The organism is Burkholderia sp. AU27893 (assembly GCF_002223205.1).
GTDB lineage: Bacteria > Pseudomonadota > Gammaproteobacteria > Burkholderiales > Burkholderiaceae > Burkholderia.
In genome coordinates, this window is record NZ_NKFD01000004.1 from 2,348,798 (window position 1) to 2,370,034 (window position 21,237).

Sequence of the window (21,237 nt, forward strand, 5' to 3'; positions counted from 1 at the left end):
TCTCACTTGAACCGGTACATGTAGCCCACTCTTGCTTCGGGAACGAACCGTCTTCCAACGATCGGACTGTCGGTGATGGCGTCGCCGAGACGCGACACGCCGACGTCCAGAAATATCGTCTGCTGCTTCGTCGGCCGGAAGTCGATGCGCGTGCCGGCCGACACGTTCACCGTCGAACCCGCACTGTAGGCGGCACGATCGGCGCGCGCCTCCGATGGTCGCACGCCGTAATAGTAGTCGACGTATTTGTTGCTCAGCCATTCCGCGCCGACATGCGGCGTGATCGAGAATTGGCCGAACGCAAATGCCTTCTCGAAGCCGATTTTCGCGCGCTCGCCCTTGTTTCCGCCGAACAGGAAAGTGCCCGATAACGTTCCGAACCCGGTGCCCCATGACAGTGCAGGCCCGTACCAGAGTGCGCCCTTGCGATTTTCCATGCCGTTCAGGATCGGTGCGTCGGAGCCTTTGTATCCGTCGAACAGCGAGAACTGGCCGCGAAGCGCGACACTGACGCCGCTCCAGCTCCCGATTTTCAGATCGGCGGTGGTACCGATGACCTGTACCCATTTGTTGTCGAAATAGACCAGCGGAAACGGCAGCACGCGGGTGCTGTCGCCCTTGTAGGTCGATGGCTCGAAGCCGACGCCGGCACCCAGTCCCCAATGCGTCACATTCGTCGCGTTGTTGAGAATGGTCAGCCCCGAATTATCGGGATCGGGCGGGATCATGCCGTCGTCCGCCCAGGCGGAAGCAGACGCAAATGCGAATGAAGCGGCAAGCAGCAGTAACGGACGTTCGCGGCGGAAGGCTGTTTTCACAATCATTTTCCTGGAGTCGACGATCGAAACGGGGGCTACTGTAGGACCAGTCGACTTACCGCTCACTTACCAGGAAAATATCGTCGTGCCGCAAATCCTGCGACGCATATCGGTGACGGAGAATATCGACGCAGGGCGAGCATGGGTCGCCCTGCGCGCTTGAGGAACGGGTGCCACGCCCCGTCAAAACACCGTATGCAACCCCACCCGCGCCACCGTCTGGCTCGCGGAACTCGATGCCCCGTTCGGATCCAGCACGCCATTGACCTGCGCATTCGCGCCGTTGTTCGCGCGCTGATAATCCGCCGACACGTACACCATCGTCCGCTTCGAGAACAGGTACTGAAGCGCCACGCTGAGCTGATGCGCGTGGTTGTTGTTCACCGCTTCATTGCCCTTCATGTACATGTACTTCGCACCGAGCACGACATCGGGCCTCACGTGCCACAGCCCGCCCGCTTCGGCCATCCACACGCCGGCATCGTTGAATGAGTTGTGTACTGTGGTCATCAGCGCATTCGCCGTCACGACACCGAAGTCGTAATGCATCCCGACGCCCCAGTTGCGCACGCTGGTGGACGGCGCGCCGGGCGCGGGGCCGTACTTCTCGTTCGTGTAGGCCGCGCCCACACCGAACGGCCCCATCTCGTAGTTCACCCCGGCGCTGACCGCATTGTCCGCCCCGACCGACCCAGCCACCCCACCAAACGCATACATCGCGCCGCCGGAAAAACCCGACACCGTCGGCGAACTGTATTTGACGGAATTCGCGATCGGTTTGCTACCCGCCGTGCGATCCCAATCGAATGCACCGGTGGGATTGTCCGGAAGCGCGAGATGTTGAAACGGGCCATTGCGAAAGCCGTACAGCCCCGAGATATCCCGCGAAATCGCGTTGTTCTTCGAAAACAGCGAATCCACCATGAAGTCATACTGATTGCCCAGCGTGATACTGCCGAACCGGTTGCTTTCGAGGCCCACGTACGCGTTGCGCCCGAAAATCCCCGTGCCGATGATCGCGCCGTTCGCCATCGAGAACTGGTTCACGAGCGCGAAGATCGCGCGATATCCGCCCCCGAGATCTTCCGTGCCGCGAAAGCCGAAGAGGTTGGGCGCGAATATGCCGTCGTCGAACTTGACGTTCTTTCCGCCGCCCTCGTTGCTGACATACGAGACGCCCGCGTCGATCAGCCCGAACATCGTCACGCTGCTCTGTGCCCATGCGCCCTGCGCCACGGCGAGAATCGCCACTGCTCCAAACCTGAGTTTCATTTTGTCTCCGTCTTTTTTATGAAAAAGCGAGGACACCACCCGCTACGTGGCAGGTGCTCGCTCGGTACCGCACAAGGAATCGCCATCATTCAGGTGTCGATTACCAGACACCCGAAATATGATTAGCTTTACTGATCGATAAAAACGATGGCCATCGCATTGAACGGCACCGCTCGCCCTTCATCAAAACACCTGAATCAAGCGCCTCGATAGACGACCCACGCGGCGGCATCCACGTCGACCGCCACGGCCTCCAGCGCCGATCCCGAGCAAGGCCCGTCGATACACACGCCATCGTCGAACCGGAACAGCGCGCTGTGATGGGCGCACATCAATACCTGCGACCGATAGCAGGAAATGCTCCCCGGCACGAAATCGAGCGGCACCGAGAAATGCGGGCAACGATTCACATAAGCCCACACCTGCTCACCGCGTCGCACGACGATGACGGGGCGCCCGATGCATGCTTCGTCGACGACCCGCGCGCCGCCGTCAGGCACCTCGGCAAACCGGCAGAGTTGTCGTGCGTCCATGATTCACACTCTCTGCTCGGGGTTGCCGAGGCTCCAGTCCCACGGACGCACTTCCACGTGCGAGAACAACCCTTCCTTCACATACGGATCGTTGCCGATGAACTGCATCACTGCCTGAATGTCGTCCGCCTCCACGACGAGCAGCGTGCCGTTCATCGCGTCGCCGTGCGGGTCGAGCGTCGGGCCGCCGAGCCGCACCACCACGCCGTGCTGGTCGGCCGAGCGCAGGTACGTCCGGTGAATCGGCCGCACGCGATCGCGCACGTCGCGCATGCCCGGCTGGTCCGTCGCAAACACCGCAAAAAATCTTGCCATGACGGTCAGCTCCGATCGACGACGAACGCATGAAGAAGCCGCGCGAGGCGCTGCATCGGCGCACGCAAGCGCGGGCTCGGCATGGCGTCGAAGCGGGCGACGGCCGGGTCGGCCAGCGTGGCGTCACCGTCATGGTGGTCAAGGCTCATGGTTGTCTCCGTTGGCGCATGCAGCCGCTCATTGCGGCGCACGCCCTTCCCATGCGCGCTGAAGCAGCGCGCGAATCGCCTCACGCTCGATCGGCCGCGGATTCGCATACGGGTTGCGGCACGCGAGATCGGCCGCTTCGTCGAGGCCGGCCTCCGGCATTCCGATATCGGCGAGCGCCGGCGCGATGCCGAGCCGTGCGTTCAGCGCGAACAGCAGCGGGCCGGCTTCGGCGGCATCGTTCCCGCCCAGCGCGCGCGCCACGCGGCGCAGCGCATCGGGCGCGGCAGCGTGGTTGTAGTGCGCGGTATGCGGCAGCATCGCCGCATGGGTCTGCGCGTGCGGCAGGTTGAAGGTGCCGCCGAGCGTGTGGCACAGCTTGTGATGCAGCGCCATGCCGACTGCGCCCAGGCAGGTTCCCGCAAGCCACGCGCCGTACAGCGCGCGGCTACGCGCGTCGCGGTTCGCTGGATCGCGCACGACCACGGGCAGCGCTTCGCCGAGCGCGCGGATCGATTCTTCCGCCATCAGGCTGATCACCGGGTTCGCATCTTCCGCGTACAGCGCCTCGACGGCATGCGCCATTGCATTGATGCCCGATGCCGCGGAAATGTCCGGCGGCAACGACAACGTCAGCGACGGGTCGTAGAGCACCGTGCGCGGCAGCACGCGCGCGTCGCGCCCGGTGCGCTTCAGCCGGCCTTCCGTGAGCCCGAAGATCGGCGTCATCTCCGAGCCCGCGTAAGTCGTCGGCACGGCCAGGATCGGCAGCACCGATTCGAGCGCAATCGCCTTGCCGAGCCCGATCGTCGACCCGCCGCCGATCGCGACGCAGCAGTCCGCGTCCAGTTCGCCGGCCATCTCGCGCGCCGCGTGTGCGACTTCGATCGGCACGTGCATGACCGCCTGCGCGCAGATGCCGGCCGCACGCTCGCCCAGGATCGCCGCCACACGCTCGGCGAGCGGCCGCTGCTCGGGCGTGGACAGGATCAGCGCGCGGCGGGCGCCGAGCGTCGACAGCTCGTCCGGCAGCCTCGCGAGCGCGCCCCATTCGAACACCACGCGGGACGGCGTGCCCTGATAAACGAAGCGATCCATGGCGAACCTCAGCGCTTGAAGTGCGGCGCCACGTTGCCGTCGACGTTGACCCACACCGAGCGCGCCTCGGTGTAGTCGTGCATCGCCTCGAAGCCCATCTCGCGGCCGTAGCCCGAGTGGCCGACGCCGCCGAACGGGCTGCCCGGATTGACGCGCTTGTAGCAGTTGATCCAGCACATGCCCGCGTTGATCTGCGACGCCATCTTGTGTGCACGGGAAAGATCCTTCGTCCACAGGCCGCTGCCCAATCCGTACTCGGTCGCGTTCGCAATGGCCAGCGCTTCGTCGTCGCTGCCGAAACGCAGCACCGTGACGAACGGGCCGAACACTTCCTCCTGCGCGATACGGTCGGTCGCGCTCCTGGCCTCGATGACCGTCGGGCGCACGTAGTAGCCGTTGGCGAGCGCCGGGTCCTGCGGCGCGCTGCCGCCGGTGAGCACGCGGCCGCCCTGCTCGCGCGCGACATCGACGAACGCCAGCACGCGATCGAGGTGCTGCTTCGACGTCAGCGGCCCCATCTCGGTGTTCGCATCGAGCGGATTGCCGATGCGGATCGACGACGCGAGCGCCACGAAGCGTTCGAGGAACGCATCCGCGATGCGCTCGTGCAGCACGAGACGCGAGCCTGCGATGCACGCCTGCCCCTGGTTGTGGAAGATCGCCCACGCGGCGCCGTTGATGGCCGCGTCGAGATCGGCATCGTCGAACACGATGTTGGCGCCCTTGCCGCCCAGCTCGAGCTGCACGCGCTTCAGGTTGCCCTGCGACGCTTCGACGATCCGCCGGCCGGTGGCCGTCGATCCCGTGAACGCGATCTTGCCGACGCCCGGATGGTCGGCGAGCCGCTGGCCGGCCGTGTGCCCATAGCCGGGCACGATGTTGACGACACCCGCCGGAAACCCGACCTCGGCCATCAGCTCGACGATGCGCAGCGTCGACAGCGGCGTGATTTCCGAAGGCTTGAGCACCACCGTGTTGCCGGCCGCGAGCGCCGGGCCCATCTTCCAGCTCGTGAACATCAGCGGAAAATTCCACGGCACGATCTGGCCGACGACACCGATCGGCGCGCGCTGCACGTAGTTCAGGAAGCCGGTCTCGACAGGAATCACCGAGCCTTGCAGCTTGTCGGCCATGCCGCCGAAATAGCGGAAGCACGCGGCCGTGCGCGGCACGTCGAGCGCACGCGAATCGCGGATCGGGTGGCCGGTGTCCAGCGATTCGAGTTGCGCCAGCTCCTCCGCGTTGGCCTCGATCGCATCAGCCAGACGCAACAGCAAGCGGCCGCGTTCGGCGGCCGGCAGCGCCGACCATTTGGGGAACGCGCGCGTCGCGGCTTCGACGGCCAGGTCGACGTCCGCCGCGGTGGCTGCGGCGATCTTCGTGATGACGGAGCCGTCGTGCGGGTTCAGCACGTCGATCGTGCCGCGGTCGACGGCGTCGACGAAGCGCCCGTCGATGAAAAGTTGGGTTTGCATGAATCGTCCTCGGTGGATGGCGTGAAGCGGAAGCGGAAACCGGCGCGCCGCTCAGAACGCGATCGGATACGGCGCGAGCTCGCCGCTCTCGTAGCGCTGCGGCAGGTTCGGTGTCGCGTTTTCCCAGACCAGCAGCATCGATCGCTTCGTGGAATAGCCCTGGTGCCGGATGTCGGCGGGCATCGCGCAGATGTCGCCGGCGCGCATCGTCACGCGGGCGCGCGGCGCGCCGGTGTTCTTGTCGCCGATGTCCCACACGATTTCGTCGGACAGTTGCAGGAACCATTCGACGCGGTCGTTGCCATGGAACACCGGCAGGATGAATTCCTCGGTGGTCGGGCAGAACAGGCTGCGCCCGCACACCGACGTGACCGACGGATTCCACGTCACGTCCGAACGCGACAGGTACTTGAACAGGTTGAACGCGTGCAGCTCGCCTTCGAAGCCCGGCTCGACGTGCACTTCCGGCTCGTCCTGCGCGACGTCAAGGAACGCGCGGTTGACGGGCAGGTCGTCGCGCAGCGGCGAATCGCCTTCGAGGCCCGGCATGCGGCGCGTCGCGATCCGCGTGCGCTCGATCGCCGCGCCGTTCTCGCCGTGCTTGCGGCCGAACGCGGTGCCCGTTTCCTCGGGGGCCGCGAACGGATCGAAGCCTTCGTTCGTCCAGTCGTGCAGCATCGCCTTGAAGGTCGCCATGATCGTGGGCGTGTCGAAGGTCTCGGTGTAGTCCACGCCGGCGTCCTTCAGGATGCCGTTGAAGGTGCCGGCATACATGTCCACCTTGCCGTAGTGATTGCGCGTGCCGAACACGTGGTCGAAGTTTACCCAGCCGTAGAAGAAGCCCCACGCCACGTCGCGCATCATCGCGCGCAGGAACGCGTCCGCCGGCATCGCGTGCGTGCGGGTCTGGCCTTTCGCGGGCCAGCTGATCTTCACGAAATATTCGTCGCGCTGGAATTCGAATGCGCCGAGCTGGAAGCGGCGGTAGCCGGTGACGGCATCGGCTTCGGTGGCTTGCACCAGATCGGCGGCGAAGCCTGCGGAAGTGTCGAGGGTGTCGAGGGTGGCCATAACGTGTCTCCTGGAAGTGTCGAATGAGGTCGGACGAATCAGTGCAGGCAGATGTCGGCCCACTTCTCCACGGACAGCTCGCCGAGGATGGTCTGCACGAGTGCGACGCCCGGCCGGCTGGCGGTGAAGCGGTATGCGCAGCCGGCCGGCAGCAGCGCCTGATGGCCCTGGCGCAATACGACGTAGCCCATCTTGCGGCCGGCCGGTTGCGTGCCGGCATTCACGGTGCCGCGCCCCGCCTGCGGCGGCGTATCGAGCTTGATGAATTCGATCCGCACTTCGCCATCCATCTGGATCACGAACTCGTCGTGCGCGCACGCGAACCACGGCGACTGGCCGTCGGTTCGCAGCACTTCGATCACGTATTCGAGGTTCTTGCCGGCGACGACCTTTTCGTAAGGGGCCGACTTCGATGCGACCTCGAAGACATTCGAGAACGCGTAGTGTTGAGCGCTGCCGCTGGTGATTTCGATCTCGCCTTTCTTGAAGCTGTCGAGCGAGCCAAAGACGGTGTGGAATGCCGTGTCGGTCATTTCTGTCTCCTGAGTTGAACCGCTTGTTGGATTCCACTCTAGGGGCAAGGCCCACCCGCAACAAGGCACGGGACGGCGACTACGGCATTTGCGTTTCGCGAATAATCCGCGCGCTTCACCGCACCCAGCCACGCTCCAGAAGGGGAACATCCCACGGCGATTCGTCGCCGATGGTTTCCGCGAGGAATTCGACCAGCGCCTTCACTTTCAACGCCTGTCGCTGCGTGGCGGGATAAACCGCGGCAAAGCTCAGCGGCGCGAGCTGGAAGTCGGTGAGGATCGGCACCAGCCGGCCGGCGACAAGCGCCTCGCTCGCCACGAGCGTGGGCAGGCACACGACGCCGCCGCCCGACAGCGCGTACTCGCGCAGCAGGTGCACGGAGTTCGAGCGGATCATGCCCGGCAGCTCCATTTCGACGACCTCGTCGCCGCGCGTCATCGTCCAGCGGTTGCGCGACGGATAGCCTGAATAAAGCGCGGTGGTGTGCTGCAGCAAGTCGCGCGGATGTTGTGGCGCACCATGCGCGGCGAGGTACGCGGGCGACGCGCAAAAGAGGCGCCTGACGGTGAACAACCGCCGTTCGATCAGCGACTCGGAAATCGGCGGAAAGATCTGGAACGCGATGTCGAACCCTTCTTCGACGGGGTCCACGACACGGTCATTGACGATGACGTCAAGCTGGATGCCCGGATAGCGCCGGTTGAATTCCATCAGCGGCGCGCCGAAGTGATCGAGCGCGAAACCGGGCAGCATCTGGATGCGCAGCCGGCCAGTCGGGGTCGCGCGAAGCTCGCGCATCTGGTCGGTCAGCTCGTTGACGCGCCCCACCACCTCCGCGCATTCGCGATAAAACGCCTCGCCCACTTCGGACAGGCGCACGTGGCGCGTGCTGCGATGGAACAGCGGCGCGTTGACGAACTTCTCGAGCTGCTGGATGCGGTTCGTCACGACCGAGCTGGTCACGCCAAGCTGCCGCGCCGCCTCGGCGAAGCTGCTCGCCTCCGCCACCCGGACGAATGCCTCGATGCTCAGGAACCGGTCCATACCGCGCCCTTTTTCGACAGCGAAACCGGCAGTCTACCCGTGCGGATCACGGGCTGTGTCATGCGGGAGGCGTCACTCTGTCACCCAATCGATGTCAATCGCCGATAACGCCGGCCCGCGCATGCGCAGCCCTGCCGCTGTATTGCCTTACCGCGATTGCTCGCCCGCCGCCAGTTCCGGTTGCACGGCCGCCATGCGACGCTGCAGCACGGCCGGCGCGGTTTCCTTCAGCAGCAGGCTGACCACGATACCCAGCATGACCGCGCACATCGGCAGCCACAGAATGTTCTGGATGCCAAAGTGTGCGGCGACGTAGCCGCCCATCGCCGGCGCGATGCCGCCGCCGAAGATCTCGCCGACCCCGACCACCACGCCGATCGACGTCGACACGAGCCCGATGGGCGCGGCCTCGGTCGCCACCGGGCCGGACAGCAGCGACACCAGCCCGAGCGTGAAGAACGACGCGACGAACAGCACGCCGAACAGTGCGAGCGGCTGCGGGCCGAGGCCGCGGAAAATGTAGAGCATCACGGCCGTCCCCGCGAAGCCGACGATGCTCGCGACGCGGCGGCCGACCAGGTCGGACAGGCCCGGCAAGCCGAACTGCCCGAGAAAACCGCCGAAACCGATCGCCGACACGACGAGGCCCATCTTCTGCGTGCCGAGCGCCAGATAGTCGGTCAGGTACAGCGGCAACAGCGCGCCGAGCACGAACACGCCCGTCATCGCGCAGCACAACGCGGCCATCGCGACGAGGATGTTGCGGCTCCTGAGCACGTGGCCGAGCGACGCCGGCGCATGCTCGGACGCGACGGCCTTGGTGACCTTCGGCTCGCGGATCACGAAGAACATGATCGCGCCGAGGATCAGGCCGGGCACGGCGACGAGCGCAAAGACCCAGCGCCACGACACGAAGCCGAGCAGCTGCGTCGCGATGATCGGCGACAGCGCGAGCCCGAACAGCGCGAAGCCGCTTTGCTGCAGGCCGAGGTTCAGCCCGCGCCGCCGCGGATGCGATGCATCGGCCGTCGCGGCGAAACTCGTCGGGCAGAACGAGCCCTCCGCGACGCCCATCAGGCCGCGAATCGCCATCAGCCCGAGCAGGCCGCCCGCGAGCCCCGAGAAGCCCGACAGCAGCGAGAACGCGATGATGGCCGGAATCAGCACCTTGCGGCGGCCGATCTTGTCGGAGATGCCGCCCATCAGCGCCGCGAAGATACCCCACGACAGGCCGAGCACGCCGATGCAGTTGCCGACGTCCTGCGCGTTCAGGTTGAGGTCCTTCATGATCGAAGGGAACAGCGGCGCGATCAGCCAGCGATCGAGGCCGACCAGCCCGAAGCCGAGCGCCAGCAGCGTGACCGCCTTCCATTCGTATGAGGTATCCCACTCGTTTGCTTTCATGTCCGTCTCCGTGGACACAGGTTCGCCTGCGCGCGCCGCAGCGCCTGCGCATGAGCCAGGTCCGATGGTTTTTGTGTGCGACGCGAATCGCGAGGAAGTGCCGGCTGGCGTTCGGGTGCGACGCGTTGGGTTCAATCAGCCGACGTCACCACGATAGGTGCACGGCCGCCAATCGGGTAGGGAACAACCGGCGAACGCGCCATTCGCGAAACGCAAATAATCGCGGGGGGTGCCGGAAATGGTCGACGGGACAGCGCGAAACGAACGGGCGCGGCGTCGGAGTGACGCTCGCTCGCGCGTCACGGGGAATTCCCTCATGGACATCGGGGCATCCGCGCACGGCGCCATTCACGCCATGCATGCACAGAAGCCGACCGCCGGGTAGCGGGGGGCGAAAAATAGGGGCAACCCAAGATGCACCGGACGAGCACCGGCGCAATCCTGTTCCCCCCCTTTCCGACACCACAATGCGCCGCAGTTCATCCAGACATGGGATGGATCTTATTCTTCACACCTTTCATTCAATTTATTTCGACGAAAAATAAATTGATATTCGCCTGCTCAGCAATAAATCCCCATTCAAAACATTCACTCTAATTACAAAACACAAATTTCAATCCATCGAAAAGAATGTCAAATACAGTCTCCCCGAAATAGAAAAACCATCTCTAAATATCAAACCATTTATCGCGGCAAATAAGTTTGATACTCTCCACCGCAAATTTCCCAGAACCTTCTTTTTATTTACCTCAAAGCTCAATTCGAACCAATCCGAATTGAGAACGAAAATAACGAGATTACGGTGATGTCGATAGAAAGTACCTTCCGAAATTTTGCGTCCGGTCTGATGGGCGGCAACAAGCGGCCTGTCGATCTCTATTTCGGGCTGGCGCAACGCACGGTCGGCCATCTGCTGGCGCTCCATCACGCCGATATTCGCGAAGGGTTGATATCGGGGATCGACGGTCACCTGACCTGCGTGTCCACTCACGCTCATCTATCGCCTGCGCTGTTTCTCGGTCTGCCCGTGTCGGTCCGGCTGACGACCGATCGCGGCGGCATACGAACGATCAATGCGATCGTGCGCGACGTGCGGACCGGCCAATCCGACGGTGAACTGACCGTGTACCAGTTGCACGTGTGCGACGCCCTGTCGCTGATGGACCGCCGCACGAACGCCCGCCTGTTCCGATCGTGCAACGTGATCGACATTCTGGCGACGCTGATGAATGAGTGGAAACATCGCAGCCCCGCACTCGCGCAGGCCTTCGATTTCGACCTGTCGGCATTGCGGGCCGAACGCTATCCGGTGCGCGAACTGACACGGCAGGTGAACGAGTCCGACGCGCGCTTCATCCGGCGTCTGCTGCGTCGGGACGGCATCACGGTATTTGCGAAGGCGGGACCGATCGGCGGGGCGAGCGGCATGCCCGATGAACGCCCGGTCCACACCCTCCTGTTTTGCGACGATCCCTATCGCCTGACGGAAGCGCCGGCCGGCACTGTCCGCGTCCATCCTCGCGATGCCGGAGCCGAGCCACGCGACACGGTAACGCTCTTTGCATGCTGCCAAGGCCTGTCGCCCGGCCAAGTCAGCCGTCCATCGTGGGATTACAAGAAAGCCCGTGTAGACGAATCCACGAGCGTCACCGGCATCGATCAGGGCGAGTCGGGAAACGACCTTGCGCGCCTGCTGACCGACGTCGCGATCGACATTCCGCACGTCGGCGATTCGTGGAGCGATCACGATCGCCTCACGCACGACCGGATGCTCGCGCATCAGTTCGAAGCCGTACACCATGAAGGCATCGGCAGCGTGCGCGACCTGCCGGTCGGTCACTGGTTCACGTTGACCGGCGCCCCCGAGCTGGACATGAAGCCCGCCGATCATCGGCAGTTTGTCGTCACGTCGGTTCGGCACGATATCTGGAACAACCTGCCGAAGATGCTGGCAGGTCGCGCCAACGGGCTGTTCACGGCAAGCCGTCACCTGGCGCAAGTCGTTCCGCCGGCGCAGGCCGATGCATCGGAACGAACGGACACGCGCTATGAGAACCGTTTCACGTGCGTGCGACGCGGCGTGCCGCTCACGCCTTCCTACGATCCGCGAATCGATGTGCCGCCGGTCCACCTGCTCACCGGCACGATCGTCGGCACACCGGGAGAGGAAGTGTTCTGCGATGACGCCGGCCGCGTGCGCGTGCAGATTCACGGCTACGACCCGGTCGATCACGCCCACGCGCAAGGCGCCGGAACGACCGGCCTGGCCGGCGACAGTGCGCCGATTCGCGTCGGCGCCAGCCTGGCGGGGAAATACTTCGGCACGCTTTTCCTGCCTCGGGTCGGCATGGAGGTTTTGCTGGGCAGCCTGTCGGGCGATCCGGACCGTCTGGTGATCATCGGAATCCTGAGCAACGGCGCGAACCCGCCCGCGACCTTCAGCGATACCGGTTCGCTACCCGGCAACCGTTACTTGTCCGGGATCAAGACCAAGGAAATCGACGGTCATCGGTACAACCAGCTTCGTCTCGACGATACGCCGTCGCAAATTTCGGCGCAGTTGGCGAGCGAACATGCGCACACCCAATTGAATCTCGGCTATCTGACGCAGCCCCGTCGTGATGGACACGGGAGCGACCGGGGTGAAGGCGCGGAACTGCGCACCGATGCCGCTGCGGCGTTGCGCGCCGCGCGGGGCATGCTGTTGACGACCTATGCGCGCACACACGCCACCGGTGGTCAGCTGGATCGCGACGAACTGATCCGCTTGCTCGACCAGTGCACGGAGTTGTTCAAGTCGCTCGGTGATCATGCCGGCCAGCATGGTGGGCAATCCGCCGACACGGCGGGCCAGGACAACCTCGCCAGCGCATTCCGTCACTGGACACCCGGCGGTTCGGAATCCCGTGCCACGGGGGACGCATCGGCGTTCATGGCGTTCGGCGCGCAAGCGGGGTCGCTGAACGTCACGCCGAAAACGCACGTCATGTATGCGGGCGAGAACATCGATCAGATTGCACAACAACACATGCAGATCACGAGCGGCGAGCGGATCAATCTGCACGCCGGGCATGGCGTCGCGATGTTCGCGCACAGCAACGGCGTATCGGCGATCGCGAATCAGGGGAAAGTCGCCCTTCAATCGCAGAACGACGACACGCAAATCGAGTCCGGCAAAAACATCCGATTGACTGCCGCCGACGGCAAGCTCGCGGGCACGGCAAGCGACGAAGTCGTATTCGTCACGTCCGGCGGCGCGTATCTCAGGCTGCATGGCGGCGATATCGAACTGGGATGCCCCGGCAAGTTCACCGTGAAATCCGATGGCCATGCATGGGATGGCCCCGCCAGCATGAGCGTCGACTTGCCGACATTCGATCAACGTCCGCTCGGACGCGTCCCGAAGCTGATCCGCCCAACGGACGGTCACGCGGCACCGGGGTTCGAAGGACAGATTCGAAAGGCATCGGGAACGCTGTCGGATTTGACGACCGACATGGCCGGGGAACTGCCGGGCGTCGATACCGATCGGTTCGAGAGGCTGGCGGTGCAGTTCACCAAGAAGAATGTTTAACGCAAGCGCAGGACTCCGTATGACTGATTCATCTCTCGATCCTCGACCGGCTGCGGACGCCCGCCCCAACGAGCATGCCGCGAAGACCGACGTGCCCGACGCGGTTGCGCCGCGCCCGGAGCCGCCGCAGATCGTCGTCGGCCGGAGCGACGGGGTCGCGATGTGGACGAAAGGCACTCGGCTGATCTGCCTCAAGCAAATGCCGTTGCCCGGTATCGTCATCTTCGTGCATGGGGTGAATTCCGAAGGTGAATGGTTCGAAGCCGCCGAGCAGGGGCTGTGTGATGGCCTGAATCGCCGGCTCGGGCGGCTGGACGATCAACTCAAGTATCGCGGCATCGATGCCGGGCAGTTGGTGCCTGCGAAGTACACGGAAAGCGTGACGCCGGACGGGTTTTTGAATCCCAAGCTCTGGGCCGGCGACTACATCAAATCCGACCCATCCTTCTCTCCCGTCATTCATTTCCGATGGGGCTATCGGGCGACCGCCGCCGAGCTGAAAGAGTATGGCGACAAGATCTTTCTGAACGAGAAGGACTACTGGGGCGGCGGCCCGTTCACGAACGGTTGCGCGAGCCTGCCCGATCTCTGGCACGGTGGCCTCGACGACCGCGCGGCCGGGTGGTTGACCGTCCAGGGGATCAACCCGACCAATCGACCGCTGTATCGCGCGCCGCCCCGCGCGTATGGCGTGCTCGCGGCGTTGCGCCTTGCGAAGTTGATCGAGTCGATCCGGCGCATGCAGGCCGACGTACCGATTACCGTCGTGTGCCATAGCCAGGGCAACATCGTGGGCCTTACCGCGACTTTCTTCGGCGATGCACTACCCGATGTCGAAGATCCGTGGGGACGTAGCGGGCATTGCGTGGCGGATGCCTACGTGCTGGCGAATGCGCCGTACAGCCTTGCGCGCGCAGACGGCCCGAATCCATCCGATACGTTCATGGATACCTGGTCGCAACGCGCGACCAGGGACGGTGGCGGCCGTCGCGGGCGGCAGACCTATACCGCCCGCACGAAAACGTTCGGCAAGTTTCTGTCGATCATCGGCAGTCGAAAGGCATACGAACTTCCCGCAGACAAGATCGATGAAGACATGGCGAACGAACGGGTATCGCCGACCAGCAAGAAGTCTTATGCCGCACAAGAAGATCGGGTACGCCACGGCCTGAACGGATCGACGTATGGTCGCGTCACCGCGTATTGCTGTCCCCACGACCAGGTGATTTCGGCGGTCACGGTTCAAGGCATCGGCTGGCGCGGCATCGACGAGAACGAGCTGAACGATATCAGCGTCCCCGGTGTGCTGACGCAGCGCGTCTTTGCCTCCGGCTTCCACGTCGGCGTGCAGAAACGCTATCGGTATCGGGAGGATGACTGGCGGTATGTACAGAAGGGAAAAACGTCGGGCTTCTGGTATCCGCCTTCACCACCTGCCAAATTCAATCTCATCGGTGCACTCAAGGGAAACGAGTCCGTATTCGGGATAGCGGCCACGCTTGCATCCGCGCCGATCATGTTTTTCGTGACCCAGATCAGCTCGGCATTGAATATGTTCCGCGTGAACGCCATTCCGCCGGAGGGCTGGACCGTGGTGGCGGACGCGCCGGCACTCGACGAACCGTTTACGCCGAAGGCGTTTCGGTTCGGCAAGCCCATCGAAACGAAGGACGGCAATGCGACAAGCGACTTCAACGAAGGCAACGATCCGCCGGCCGCATGGCGCGACGCAAGCAAGAGCGAGGCAGACAAGCGCGCGGACGATCCCTACGACCAGTACAACGCGAAGAACAATGACAGCGTCGCGCAAGGCACGGCAGAGAGCGAAGCGGGACAGCGTTACGAGGACCGCGCGTTGATGCGGATGGAGGCCCGGCGAACGCTGAATACGGAATGGCTCGATGGTGATGGCCACGTGATCGGCGAGGACGGCAAGAGCGAAATGCCGGACGGCTACAAGGAATGGCGCGACAAGCAGATTGTCGATTGGCTCGATCGTGGCTCGACCAACAGCCCGACGAATCATTCCACGACGATGACCAATCCGGAGCATGCGGAAAAGGCGCTTTCGTACGATGTGGCGATTGGGGTTTGCTATTTGACGCCCGAGCAACTCTATGACTTGCGGATTGAGGCGGATTGGCGGATGTCTGATGGGATTCCCGAAGGCCATCCGAACAAGAAATATGGAAAGTACTTTGCCAAGGGTGCAATTTACGACCTGCCGATGCATGTGTGGGTACATGCGGAGAGCAGCGAAGGCAAGATGCCGGACGCGATCACGAATGAACGAGAAGATCAGTTCTATCTGAAGGTCGGGGGAGCGATATGAAGGCGCTGATCGCCGAATGGCCGCGACGTGTTGCCGTTGCGGTGGCTGCATGGATGATCGCAGCCCTACTCATGGCCTCCCTGATGGCGCACGTAGAACAACCGGACCCCGCACAATTGGAAATAGGAGATTGGATGAAACGATTTGTCGTTGTACCCAGCCTAGTGGCGCTCGTGGTGTTTCTCTTCACTACAGCCGTGATGCGTTCGGCACATTCCGCACCTTCCCCGGAGTCGGTAGCAAATTCAACTCCAACCATAGAGGAATCAGTGAGGCCGTTTGTGGCACAGGTCGTCGGCTTGATCTGGTTGAATCCGTTGCAACGCATGGACTATCCGACCGAATGGCAATTGCTATGGACGCAAGGGCTTGCCGTGCCGAACAAGAATGACGACATGGTGCGCACCGATCCGAAGTCTTTCACGACGTTGCAATCGGTAGCCGGAATCGCTTATGGAAATCGTGGCGCCGAGACATTCAAGGGCTTCTACCACAAGTACATGGAAAAATTTCCCGGCCTGATGAGCAGTCGTTACGCGATGAACGCAAAGTACTTCTACACAGTAAAGCCAGATAGCAAAAATGATTGGCGCGAACTTTCCGGGATTCGCATCGAGGCTGCAGTTCCTGAGCGCCTTGATTCGGATATCGCGCGCGAATACCTAACGGAGTCGCTCCGAGAAACCTTCTTTATAGGCAACCCACATTTCCCGACGATGTGGAGTCGCAGTGCGCTCCCCGACGTACAAATCACACAAGGCGGCGCGAACGCCGGCTTCACTTCATTGAACAACGCATTGGACTACTTGCAGGCGAACCCCGACAAGAGCGTCTGGGTAGTGAACTGGGACGCACCCAACTTCCCGCCCACGGACGCGCAGATCAACGAGAACCTTGTCGTGCTGTTCCTCGCCGGTCCAACCTTCAACACCGAGCGTGAACCGCTCGCATGGATCGGCAAGGCCGCGACGGGTAATACGCTCGATTTTTCGCAGAAGGTCGGCACGACCCGCGCCGTGCAGGCGTGGAAGGCAACCATTGATCAGGCTGCTCGCAATGCTGGCGTCGCGGTCACGAACCTGAGTTACATCGTCCACGACGCAGGTGCAGGCAGCGATGCAGCGTCGTCACGCATTGCCGCGCTCGCTCAGACGTTGACAGAGACACTTCCCGAATACGACCACCAAAAGCAGACATTCAACACAGCCGCCCTGCTCGGCGACATGGGAACCGGCAGCGCATTGACCGACGTCGCGCTCGCGATCGGCCGGATCAACCACTTCGGCGGCAACGCACTCGTCGCCGGCACGACCGATCCGGATCACCCGGTCGCGGTCGTCGTCCGGCCACCGTCGAAGCTCACGGCGATCGACCCCGACAAGGACTGGTTCCGCGCGCGCGGCGGAAACAACGCCTACCTGCCGTGGTGGGGACGCCGGCACGATACCAATTACGGCATGCAGGGCTATTCATGGTGATGCACACCGGGGCGGCAGATTGCTTCATCCGAGCGTGATCGCCGCGTCAGACCTCAAACCCTTTGGAGGACGGAATCCCATGCGGGGAATTATCCGGGTAGAAGATACGCACACCCACGGCGGCCGGGTCGAATCCGGCGCCCGAAAAAGCACGGTGATGGGGCGCGCGGTCGCCCGCATCGGCGACCCATGCTCGTGTCCGATTCATGGCGCTTGCACGATTGCCGAAGGCGACACGGCCTTCAAGGTCGAAGGTCGAGACGCTGCCTTCGATGGTCACAAGACTTCATGCGGCGCGACCTTGATTTCTTCACTTCACACTTCCGGGCGAGTTTGAATGCAAAAGACCCGACGCATGACTGCCGAACAGTTCCGCCTGTTGCGCGTGCAAAATACACGAATCAAGCCCTTGAACCAGTGGGCTCTCCATGAGATTTTCGTCAAGGGCCGATCACAGCGGGCGGTGGCGGCGGAAGTCGGCATGACGTGTTCCGCGATGTCGCAGCTCGTACGAAAGGTGTGGCAGCGGTATCTGGAGCTACCGGGAAACTGCACGCGCCTCACCACCCTCACGATCACGATCCCGGCCAGATATGAACCCGCACTCCAGGCATGGGTGCGGGATGCCTATCGATTGGCGATGCAGAACGAACAAGATACAGCGACCTGATCGGCAATTCACCGAAGACTCAACCCAGCGGAGACCACGCCTCCGGCAGGCAAATCGTCGACGTGGCCCGCTCGATCTGCTGCGGTCCGCCCTTGGGCGGCCAAAGCCCTTCGGCATAGTGGCGCGCGCGCAATGCCATGCGCTCCTCCAGGCTCGAGAACCCCCAGATATGGGCGATGCGAGGCGGGCCGTCGATCGCGTACATGTTCGCGACGAGATGCGACGTATAGGCTTGCGCGGGGCCGATGGCCTGCTCCCACGCGGCGATCGTCGGCGCGATCCCGGCCGGTTTGAGCCAATAGCGGCGAAATTCGTAGAACCTGCCGAGCGTCGACGGCTCGATCGCAGGCAGGAACGGAAACAGTTCGTAGGTTTCCATGCTGAGACCCACGTGGTCACCGTCGATATTGAACGGCCCGCCGCTCATCAACGCACGACGGCGCTCCTGCTGCAGTTCGTCGATTTCGTCGAAACCTCGCAACACGACGATCTGCCCCAGCTCACCGATTTCCGAACGCCATGCGCCAAGGAGACGCCCCGCGGCTCCCGGAGCCGATACCCATCGATGCGCACCGGCGGAAACGGCATCCTGCTCCAGCAGCAAACACGACAACGTGGTCAGTTCATACTGCATCTCGACAATCCCTCGCAAAATGGGCTGCGGACACGCACATCGCACCCGCTCGCCACAAGAAAATAAATTCCCCCAATCCACATTCCTATAAAACGTTATTCCATATCAAGCTGAATCGCCAGCCAACTTTGGATCCTTTTTCCCTTCTGTCCCCCGTATCATTTCTTCCATTCCGAAAGAAACGAGCATGAGAAGGACATGAGCGACACCACCACGCTGCACTACCTCGACTACGCTGCCACGACGCCCGCTGATCCGCGCGTGATCGAAGCGATGACGGCCTGCCTCGGCTTCGACGGCATCTTCGGCAACCCGGCATCGAGCTCGCATGCCGCCGGCCTGCGCGCGAAAGACAAGGTCGAGCAGGCCCGCGCGCAAGTCGCCGCGCTGATCGGCGCGGACGCCGACGAGATCGTCTGGACGTCGGGCGCCACCGAATCGAACAACCTCGCGCTGAAGGGCTATGCGGAAAACGCGACCGGCAAGCGCCACCTGATCACGAGCCGCATCGAGCACAAGGCCATTCTCGACACGATGGCGAACCTGTCGAAGCACGGCGCGTCGGTCACGTTCCTCGCGCCCACCCGCGACGGCGAGATCACCGCCGATGCGGTCGCGGCCGCCATCGGCCCCGATACGGGCCTCGTGTCGCTGATGCTCGTGAACAACGAACTCGGCACGCTGACCGATATTGGCGCAATCTCGCGCATCGTGCATGACGCGGGCGCGCTGCTCCACGTCGACGCCGCGCAGGCGCTCGGCAAGACGCCGATCGACGTGCGCGCGCTCGGCATCGACATGCTGTCGATGTCCGCGCACAAGGTGTACGGCCCGAAGGGGATCGGCGCGCTGTTCGTGCGCCGCGATATCGCGGACCGAATCGCTCCGCAGATTCATGGCGGCGGGCATGAGCGCGGCTTGCGTTCGGGTACGCTCGCGACGCATCAGATCGTCGGCATGGGCGTGGCATGCGAACTGGCCGCCGAGAAGCTCGACGGCGAAGCCGCTCGCATCGCGGCGCTCGGCGCGCGCCTGACGGACGCGCTGGTCGCCCTCGGCGACGTCACGCAGAACGCGGCCGCCGCGCGCCGCATCCCGCACACGCTGAGCCTGACGGTGAATGCGCCGGGCTTCTTCCCGTTCATGCTCGGCGAAGCGCTCGCGGTGTCGTCGACGTCCGCATGCAACTCGACCAGCGGCGCACCGTCCCACGTGCTGACCGCGATCGGCCTCGATGCGGAAACGGCCGGCCGCACCGTGCGCGTAAGCTTCGGCCGCTTCACGACGGAGCAGGATGTCGACTTCGCGATCGCCTGTTTCCGCCAGGCAATCGAGCAGTGCCGCGCGACGGCGGCCAACGGGTTCTCCGCGTCGCGGCAGATCACGCCGGCCGACCTGAAGGCGATCCGCAATGCCGGCTTCCGCTCGGTCATCTGCAACCGGCCGGACGGCGAAGGCGATGCCCATCCCGCATTCGACGAAATCGCCGCAGCGGCCCGCGAACTGGGCCTCGAAGCGCGCTACCTGCCGGTCGAGCGCGACGGCATCGGCGATGCGGAAATCGACGCATTCGGTGAGCTGATCGACACGCTGCAGAAGCCGGTGCTTGCGTACTGCCGCAGCGGCAGCCGCTCCGGCATGCTGTGGAATCGCTTGTCCGCCCGACGCACGGCCGCGGCCTGAACCCGGCACCGCACCGCTAACGCGGATACTCCAGCAGCAACGCCACCCAATCGGACGTCGCGCCACCGTAGCGTGACGCGATCTCCTCGAGCACACCGGGCAGCACCGCATCGCCGCGCAGACCTTCCGGCATGACGATGGGCGCATGCCCGACACCGGCCGGCTGCGTCAGCAGCCGCAGCCCGTGCTTCGACACGATCTCGCGCGCATTTGCCGTCGCGACGACGTCACTGCGCCAGGTCCGCGCCCACGCGTCGGCGGTCAACGCAACCGGAAGCTCGTCGAACCCGGTTTCGACCGGAAGATCGAACGTCTCGTGCCGCCAGAACGCGACACGGTTCGTCAGCGCGACCGCCACCGCACGCGCAGTCAACGCAAACCGGCTACCGTCGTGAACGTCGCTCCACGCGTGCACGCCGACGCGTCGAGCAGTCTCGCGCGCCGCTGCCGGCCCGGCCAGCGCATTCAGCAACGCGAGCGAAGCGGGAATCGAGGCCGACACGCCGGTCGTCGTCATGACGTTGCCGTCCATCACATAGCGGCGATCGTCGACCCACGTCGTATCGGCAAAGCGCCGGCGCAGGCCGTCGCGCGCATACCAGTGGGACGTCGCCGTGCGATGCCGCAGCAGGCCGGCGTTCGCGAGGACTGCCGCACCCTCGCAGATCGCCACCATCGTCGCGCCGGCGGCGGCCTGCTTGCGTAACCATGCCAGTACGGCCGGGCTGTCCGCGCGATGCAGCGCGGGCACGATCACCACGTCGGCCCCCGCCGGCGTCGCGGCATCGAACCGGTCGAACGTCGTATCGGCCAGCATGCGCAGCGCGGGCATCAGTTCGACTTCGCCTTCGTCGGCCGATACGGCGACGACATCGACCGCATCGGATGCCTTCAGCATCGCGTACGGCACGATGAAATCGGTCGTCTCCGTTCCGGCGTTGCCCGCGACGATCGCCACGAGCGGCCGCGTGCGTGCCGCCTTCGGCGCGCCGATCGTCAGCGCCTGGGCGACCGGCCGTGCGTCCTCCGCCTTCACCGGCACATGCCACGCCGCGGCCCATGCGCCCAGCATCGCGCACACCAGCAGCACCGCCCCGCCTGTCTTCCGTCCCCGCATCGTTCACCCGGATCCGTCGATTGCATGTCCGGAAAATT

General features: G+C 63.9%; 19 protein-coding genes. 6 read left to right on the forward strand and 13 right to left on the reverse strand.

All coding sequences use genetic code 11. The features are described 5' to 3' along the window. Positions 1-2 precede the first annotated feature (2 nt). From CFB47_RS30400 to CFB47_RS30450, 11 genes are all read right to left on the reverse strand, one after another. A complete protein-coding gene (locus CFB47_RS30400; protein WP_089443468.1) occupies positions 3-818 on the reverse strand; it encodes a MipA/OmpV family protein in 816 nt (271 codons plus the stop codon). Between the two features lie 183 nt (positions 819-1,001). Continuing rightward, on the reverse strand, positions 1,002-2,090 hold the full coding sequence (locus tag CFB47_RS30405) for a porin (RefSeq protein WP_089463231.1): 1,089 nt from the start codon (positions 2,088-2,090) through the stop codon (positions 1,002-1,004). Between the two features lie 197 nt (positions 2,091-2,287). After that, the gene (locus CFB47_RS30410) at positions 2,288-2,623 is read right to left on the reverse strand and encodes a Rieske 2Fe-2S domain-containing protein (protein ID WP_089463232.1); all 336 of its coding nucleotides are present in this window, start codon (positions 2,621-2,623) and stop codon (positions 2,288-2,290) included. 3 nt (positions 2,624-2,626) lie between these two features. Further along, complete coding sequence (locus CFB47_RS30415) at positions 2,627-2,938, reverse strand: YciI family protein (RefSeq protein WP_046549162.1); 312 nt, start codon at positions 2,936-2,938, stop codon at positions 2,627-2,629. A 5-nt stretch (positions 2,939-2,943) separates the two neighbouring features. Then, a complete protein-coding gene (locus tag CFB47_RS41340) occupies positions 2,944-3,087 on the reverse strand; it encodes a hypothetical protein (RefSeq protein ID WP_179259000.1) in 144 nt (47 codons plus the stop codon). Between the two features lie 28 nt (positions 3,088-3,115). Further along, complete coding sequence (locus CFB47_RS30425; protein WP_089443411.1) at positions 3,116-4,183, reverse strand: maleylacetate reductase; 1,068 nt, start codon at positions 4,181-4,183, stop codon at positions 3,116-3,118. An 8-nt stretch (positions 4,184-4,191) separates the two neighbouring features. Then, positions 4,192-5,658: an aldehyde dehydrogenase family protein gene (locus CFB47_RS30430; protein ID WP_089463234.1), complete on the reverse strand. Its 1,467-nt coding sequence runs from the start codon at positions 5,656-5,658 to the stop codon at positions 4,192-4,194. Between the two features lie 51 nt (positions 5,659-5,709). Next, positions 5,710-6,729: a hydroxyquinol 1,2-dioxygenase gene (locus tag CFB47_RS30435; RefSeq protein WP_089443413.1), complete on the reverse strand. Its 1,020-nt coding sequence runs from the start codon at positions 6,727-6,729 to the stop codon at positions 5,710-5,712. Between the two features lie 38 nt (positions 6,730-6,767). After that, positions 6,768-7,262 (reverse strand): hydroxyquinol 1,2-dioxygenase, encoded by a 495-nt coding sequence (locus CFB47_RS30440; RefSeq protein ID WP_089463235.1) that lies wholly within the window; start codon positions 7,260-7,262, stop codon positions 6,768-6,770. A gap of 115 nt (positions 7,263-7,377) precedes the next feature. Then, the gene (locus tag CFB47_RS30445) at positions 7,378-8,307 is read right to left on the reverse strand and encodes a LysR family transcriptional regulator (RefSeq protein WP_089463236.1); all 930 of its coding nucleotides are present in this window, start codon (positions 8,305-8,307) and stop codon (positions 7,378-7,380) included. A gap of 147 nt (positions 8,308-8,454) precedes the next feature. After that, positions 8,455-9,711 carry an MFS transporter gene (locus CFB47_RS30450; RefSeq protein WP_089463237.1) on the reverse strand — a complete coding sequence of 419 codons (1,257 nt, stop codon included), beginning with the start codon at positions 9,709-9,711 and terminating at the stop codon, positions 8,455-8,457. An 805-nt stretch (positions 9,712-10,516) separates the two neighbouring features. Here CFB47_RS30450 and CFB47_RS30455 point away from each other — a divergent pair. The 5 genes from CFB47_RS30455 to CFB47_RS30475 all read left to right on the forward strand — a co-directional run bounded on the left by CFB47_RS30455 (position 10,517) and on the right by CFB47_RS30475 (position 17,765). Then, complete coding sequence (locus CFB47_RS30455; RefSeq protein WP_089463238.1) at positions 10,517-13,285, forward strand: type VI secretion system Vgr family protein; 2,769 nt, start codon at positions 10,517-10,519, stop codon at positions 13,283-13,285. A 19-nt stretch (positions 13,286-13,304) separates the two neighbouring features. After that, on the forward strand, positions 13,305-15,617 hold the full coding sequence (locus tag CFB47_RS30460) for a hypothetical protein (protein WP_089463239.1): 2,313 nt from the start codon (positions 13,305-13,307) through the stop codon (positions 15,615-15,617). Continuing rightward, positions 15,614-17,095, forward strand: a complete 1,482-nt coding sequence (locus CFB47_RS30465) for a virulence factor (RefSeq protein ID WP_256946772.1) — start codon at positions 15,614-15,616, stop codon at positions 17,093-17,095. The genes CFB47_RS30460 and CFB47_RS30465 overlap by 4 nt, the downstream gene beginning before the upstream one ends. A 79-nt stretch (positions 17,096-17,174) precedes the next feature. Further along, a complete protein-coding gene (locus tag CFB47_RS30470) occupies positions 17,175-17,432 on the forward strand; it encodes a PAAR domain-containing protein (protein ID WP_089463240.1) in 258 nt (85 codons plus the stop codon). Next, a complete protein-coding gene (locus CFB47_RS30475) occupies positions 17,433-17,765 on the forward strand; it encodes a TrfB-related DNA-binding protein (RefSeq protein ID WP_179259001.1) in 333 nt (110 codons plus the stop codon). It begins immediately after the preceding gene. A 19-nt stretch (positions 17,766-17,784) separates the two neighbouring features. Here the strand turns inward: CFB47_RS30475 and CFB47_RS30480 are convergent, their stop codons facing one another. After that, positions 17,785-18,399, reverse strand: coding sequence for an NIPSNAP family protein (locus CFB47_RS30480; protein ID WP_089463241.1), 615 nt, complete (start codon positions 18,397-18,399; stop codon positions 17,785-17,787). 198 nt (positions 18,400-18,597) lie between these two features. On the opposite strand from CFB47_RS30480, the gene CFB47_RS30485 reads away from it, so the two are divergent. Further along, complete coding sequence (locus CFB47_RS30485; protein ID WP_089463242.1) at positions 18,598-20,082, forward strand: aminotransferase class V-fold PLP-dependent enzyme; 1,485 nt, start codon at positions 18,598-18,600, stop codon at positions 20,080-20,082. A gap of 16 nt (positions 20,083-20,098) precedes the next feature. Here the strand turns inward: CFB47_RS30485 and CFB47_RS30490 are convergent, their stop codons facing one another. Next, positions 20,099-21,199, reverse strand: coding sequence for a DJ-1/PfpI family protein (locus CFB47_RS30490; RefSeq protein WP_089463243.1), 1,101 nt, complete (start codon positions 21,197-21,199; stop codon positions 20,099-20,101). Positions 21,200-21,237 lie beyond the last annotated feature (38 nt).

Coding starts and splice junctions, on each gene's coding strand:
- CFB47_RS30430 (WP_089463234.1), bottom strand. CDS start 5,658: ATGCAAACCCAACTTTTCATCGACGGGCGCTTCGTCGACGCCGTCGAC.
- CFB47_RS30475 (WP_179259001.1), top strand. CDS start 17,433: ATGCAAAAGACCCGACGCATGACTGCCGAACAGTTCCGCCTGTTGCGC.
- CFB47_RS41340 (WP_179259000.1), bottom strand. CDS start 3,087: ATGAGCCTTGACCACCATGACGGTGACGCCACGCTGGCCGACCCGGCC.
- CFB47_RS30440 (WP_089463235.1), bottom strand. CDS start 7,262: ATGACCGACACGGCATTCCACACCGTCTTTGGCTCGCTCGACAGCTTC.
- CFB47_RS30435 (WP_089443413.1), bottom strand. CDS start 6,729: ATGGCCACCCTCGACACCCTCGACACTTCCGCAGGCTTCGCCGCCGAT.
- CFB47_RS30485 (WP_089463242.1), top strand. CDS start 18,598: ATGAGCGACACCACCACGCTGCACTACCTCGACTACGCTGCCACGACG.
- CFB47_RS30465 (WP_256946772.1), top strand. CDS start 15,614: ATGAAGGCGCTGATCGCCGAATGGCCGCGACGTGTTGCCGTTGCGGTG.
- CFB47_RS30460 (WP_089463239.1), top strand. CDS start 13,305: ATGACTGATTCATCTCTCGATCCTCGACCGGCTGCGGACGCCCGCCCC.
- CFB47_RS30415 (WP_046549162.1), bottom strand. CDS start 2,938: ATGGCAAGATTTTTTGCGGTGTTTGCGACGGACCAGCCGGGCATGCGC.
- CFB47_RS30410 (WP_089463232.1), bottom strand. CDS start 2,623: ATGGACGCACGACAACTCTGCCGGTTTGCCGAGGTGCCTGACGGCGGC.
- CFB47_RS30470 (WP_089463240.1), top strand. CDS start 17,175: ATGCGGGGAATTATCCGGGTAGAAGATACGCACACCCACGGCGGCCGG.
- CFB47_RS30455 (WP_089463238.1), top strand. CDS start 10,517: ATGTCGATAGAAAGTACCTTCCGAAATTTTGCGTCCGGTCTGATGGGC.
- CFB47_RS30450 (WP_089463237.1), bottom strand. CDS start 9,711: ATGAAAGCAAACGAGTGGGATACCTCATACGAATGGAAGGCGGTCACG.
- CFB47_RS30445 (WP_089463236.1), bottom strand. CDS start 8,307: ATGGACCGGTTCCTGAGCATCGAGGCATTCGTCCGGGTGGCGGAGGCG.
- CFB47_RS30480 (WP_089463241.1), bottom strand. CDS start 18,399: ATGCAGTATGAACTGACCACGTTGTCGTGTTTGCTGCTGGAGCAGGAT.
- CFB47_RS30425 (WP_089443411.1), bottom strand. CDS start 4,183: ATGGATCGCTTCGTTTATCAGGGCACGCCGTCCCGCGTGGTGTTCGAA.
- CFB47_RS30490 (WP_089463243.1), bottom strand. CDS start 21,199: ATGCGGGGACGGAAGACAGGCGGGGCGGTGCTGCTGGTGTGCGCGATG.
- CFB47_RS30405 (WP_089463231.1), bottom strand. CDS start 2,090: ATGAAACTCAGGTTTGGAGCAGTGGCGATTCTCGCCGTGGCGCAGGGC.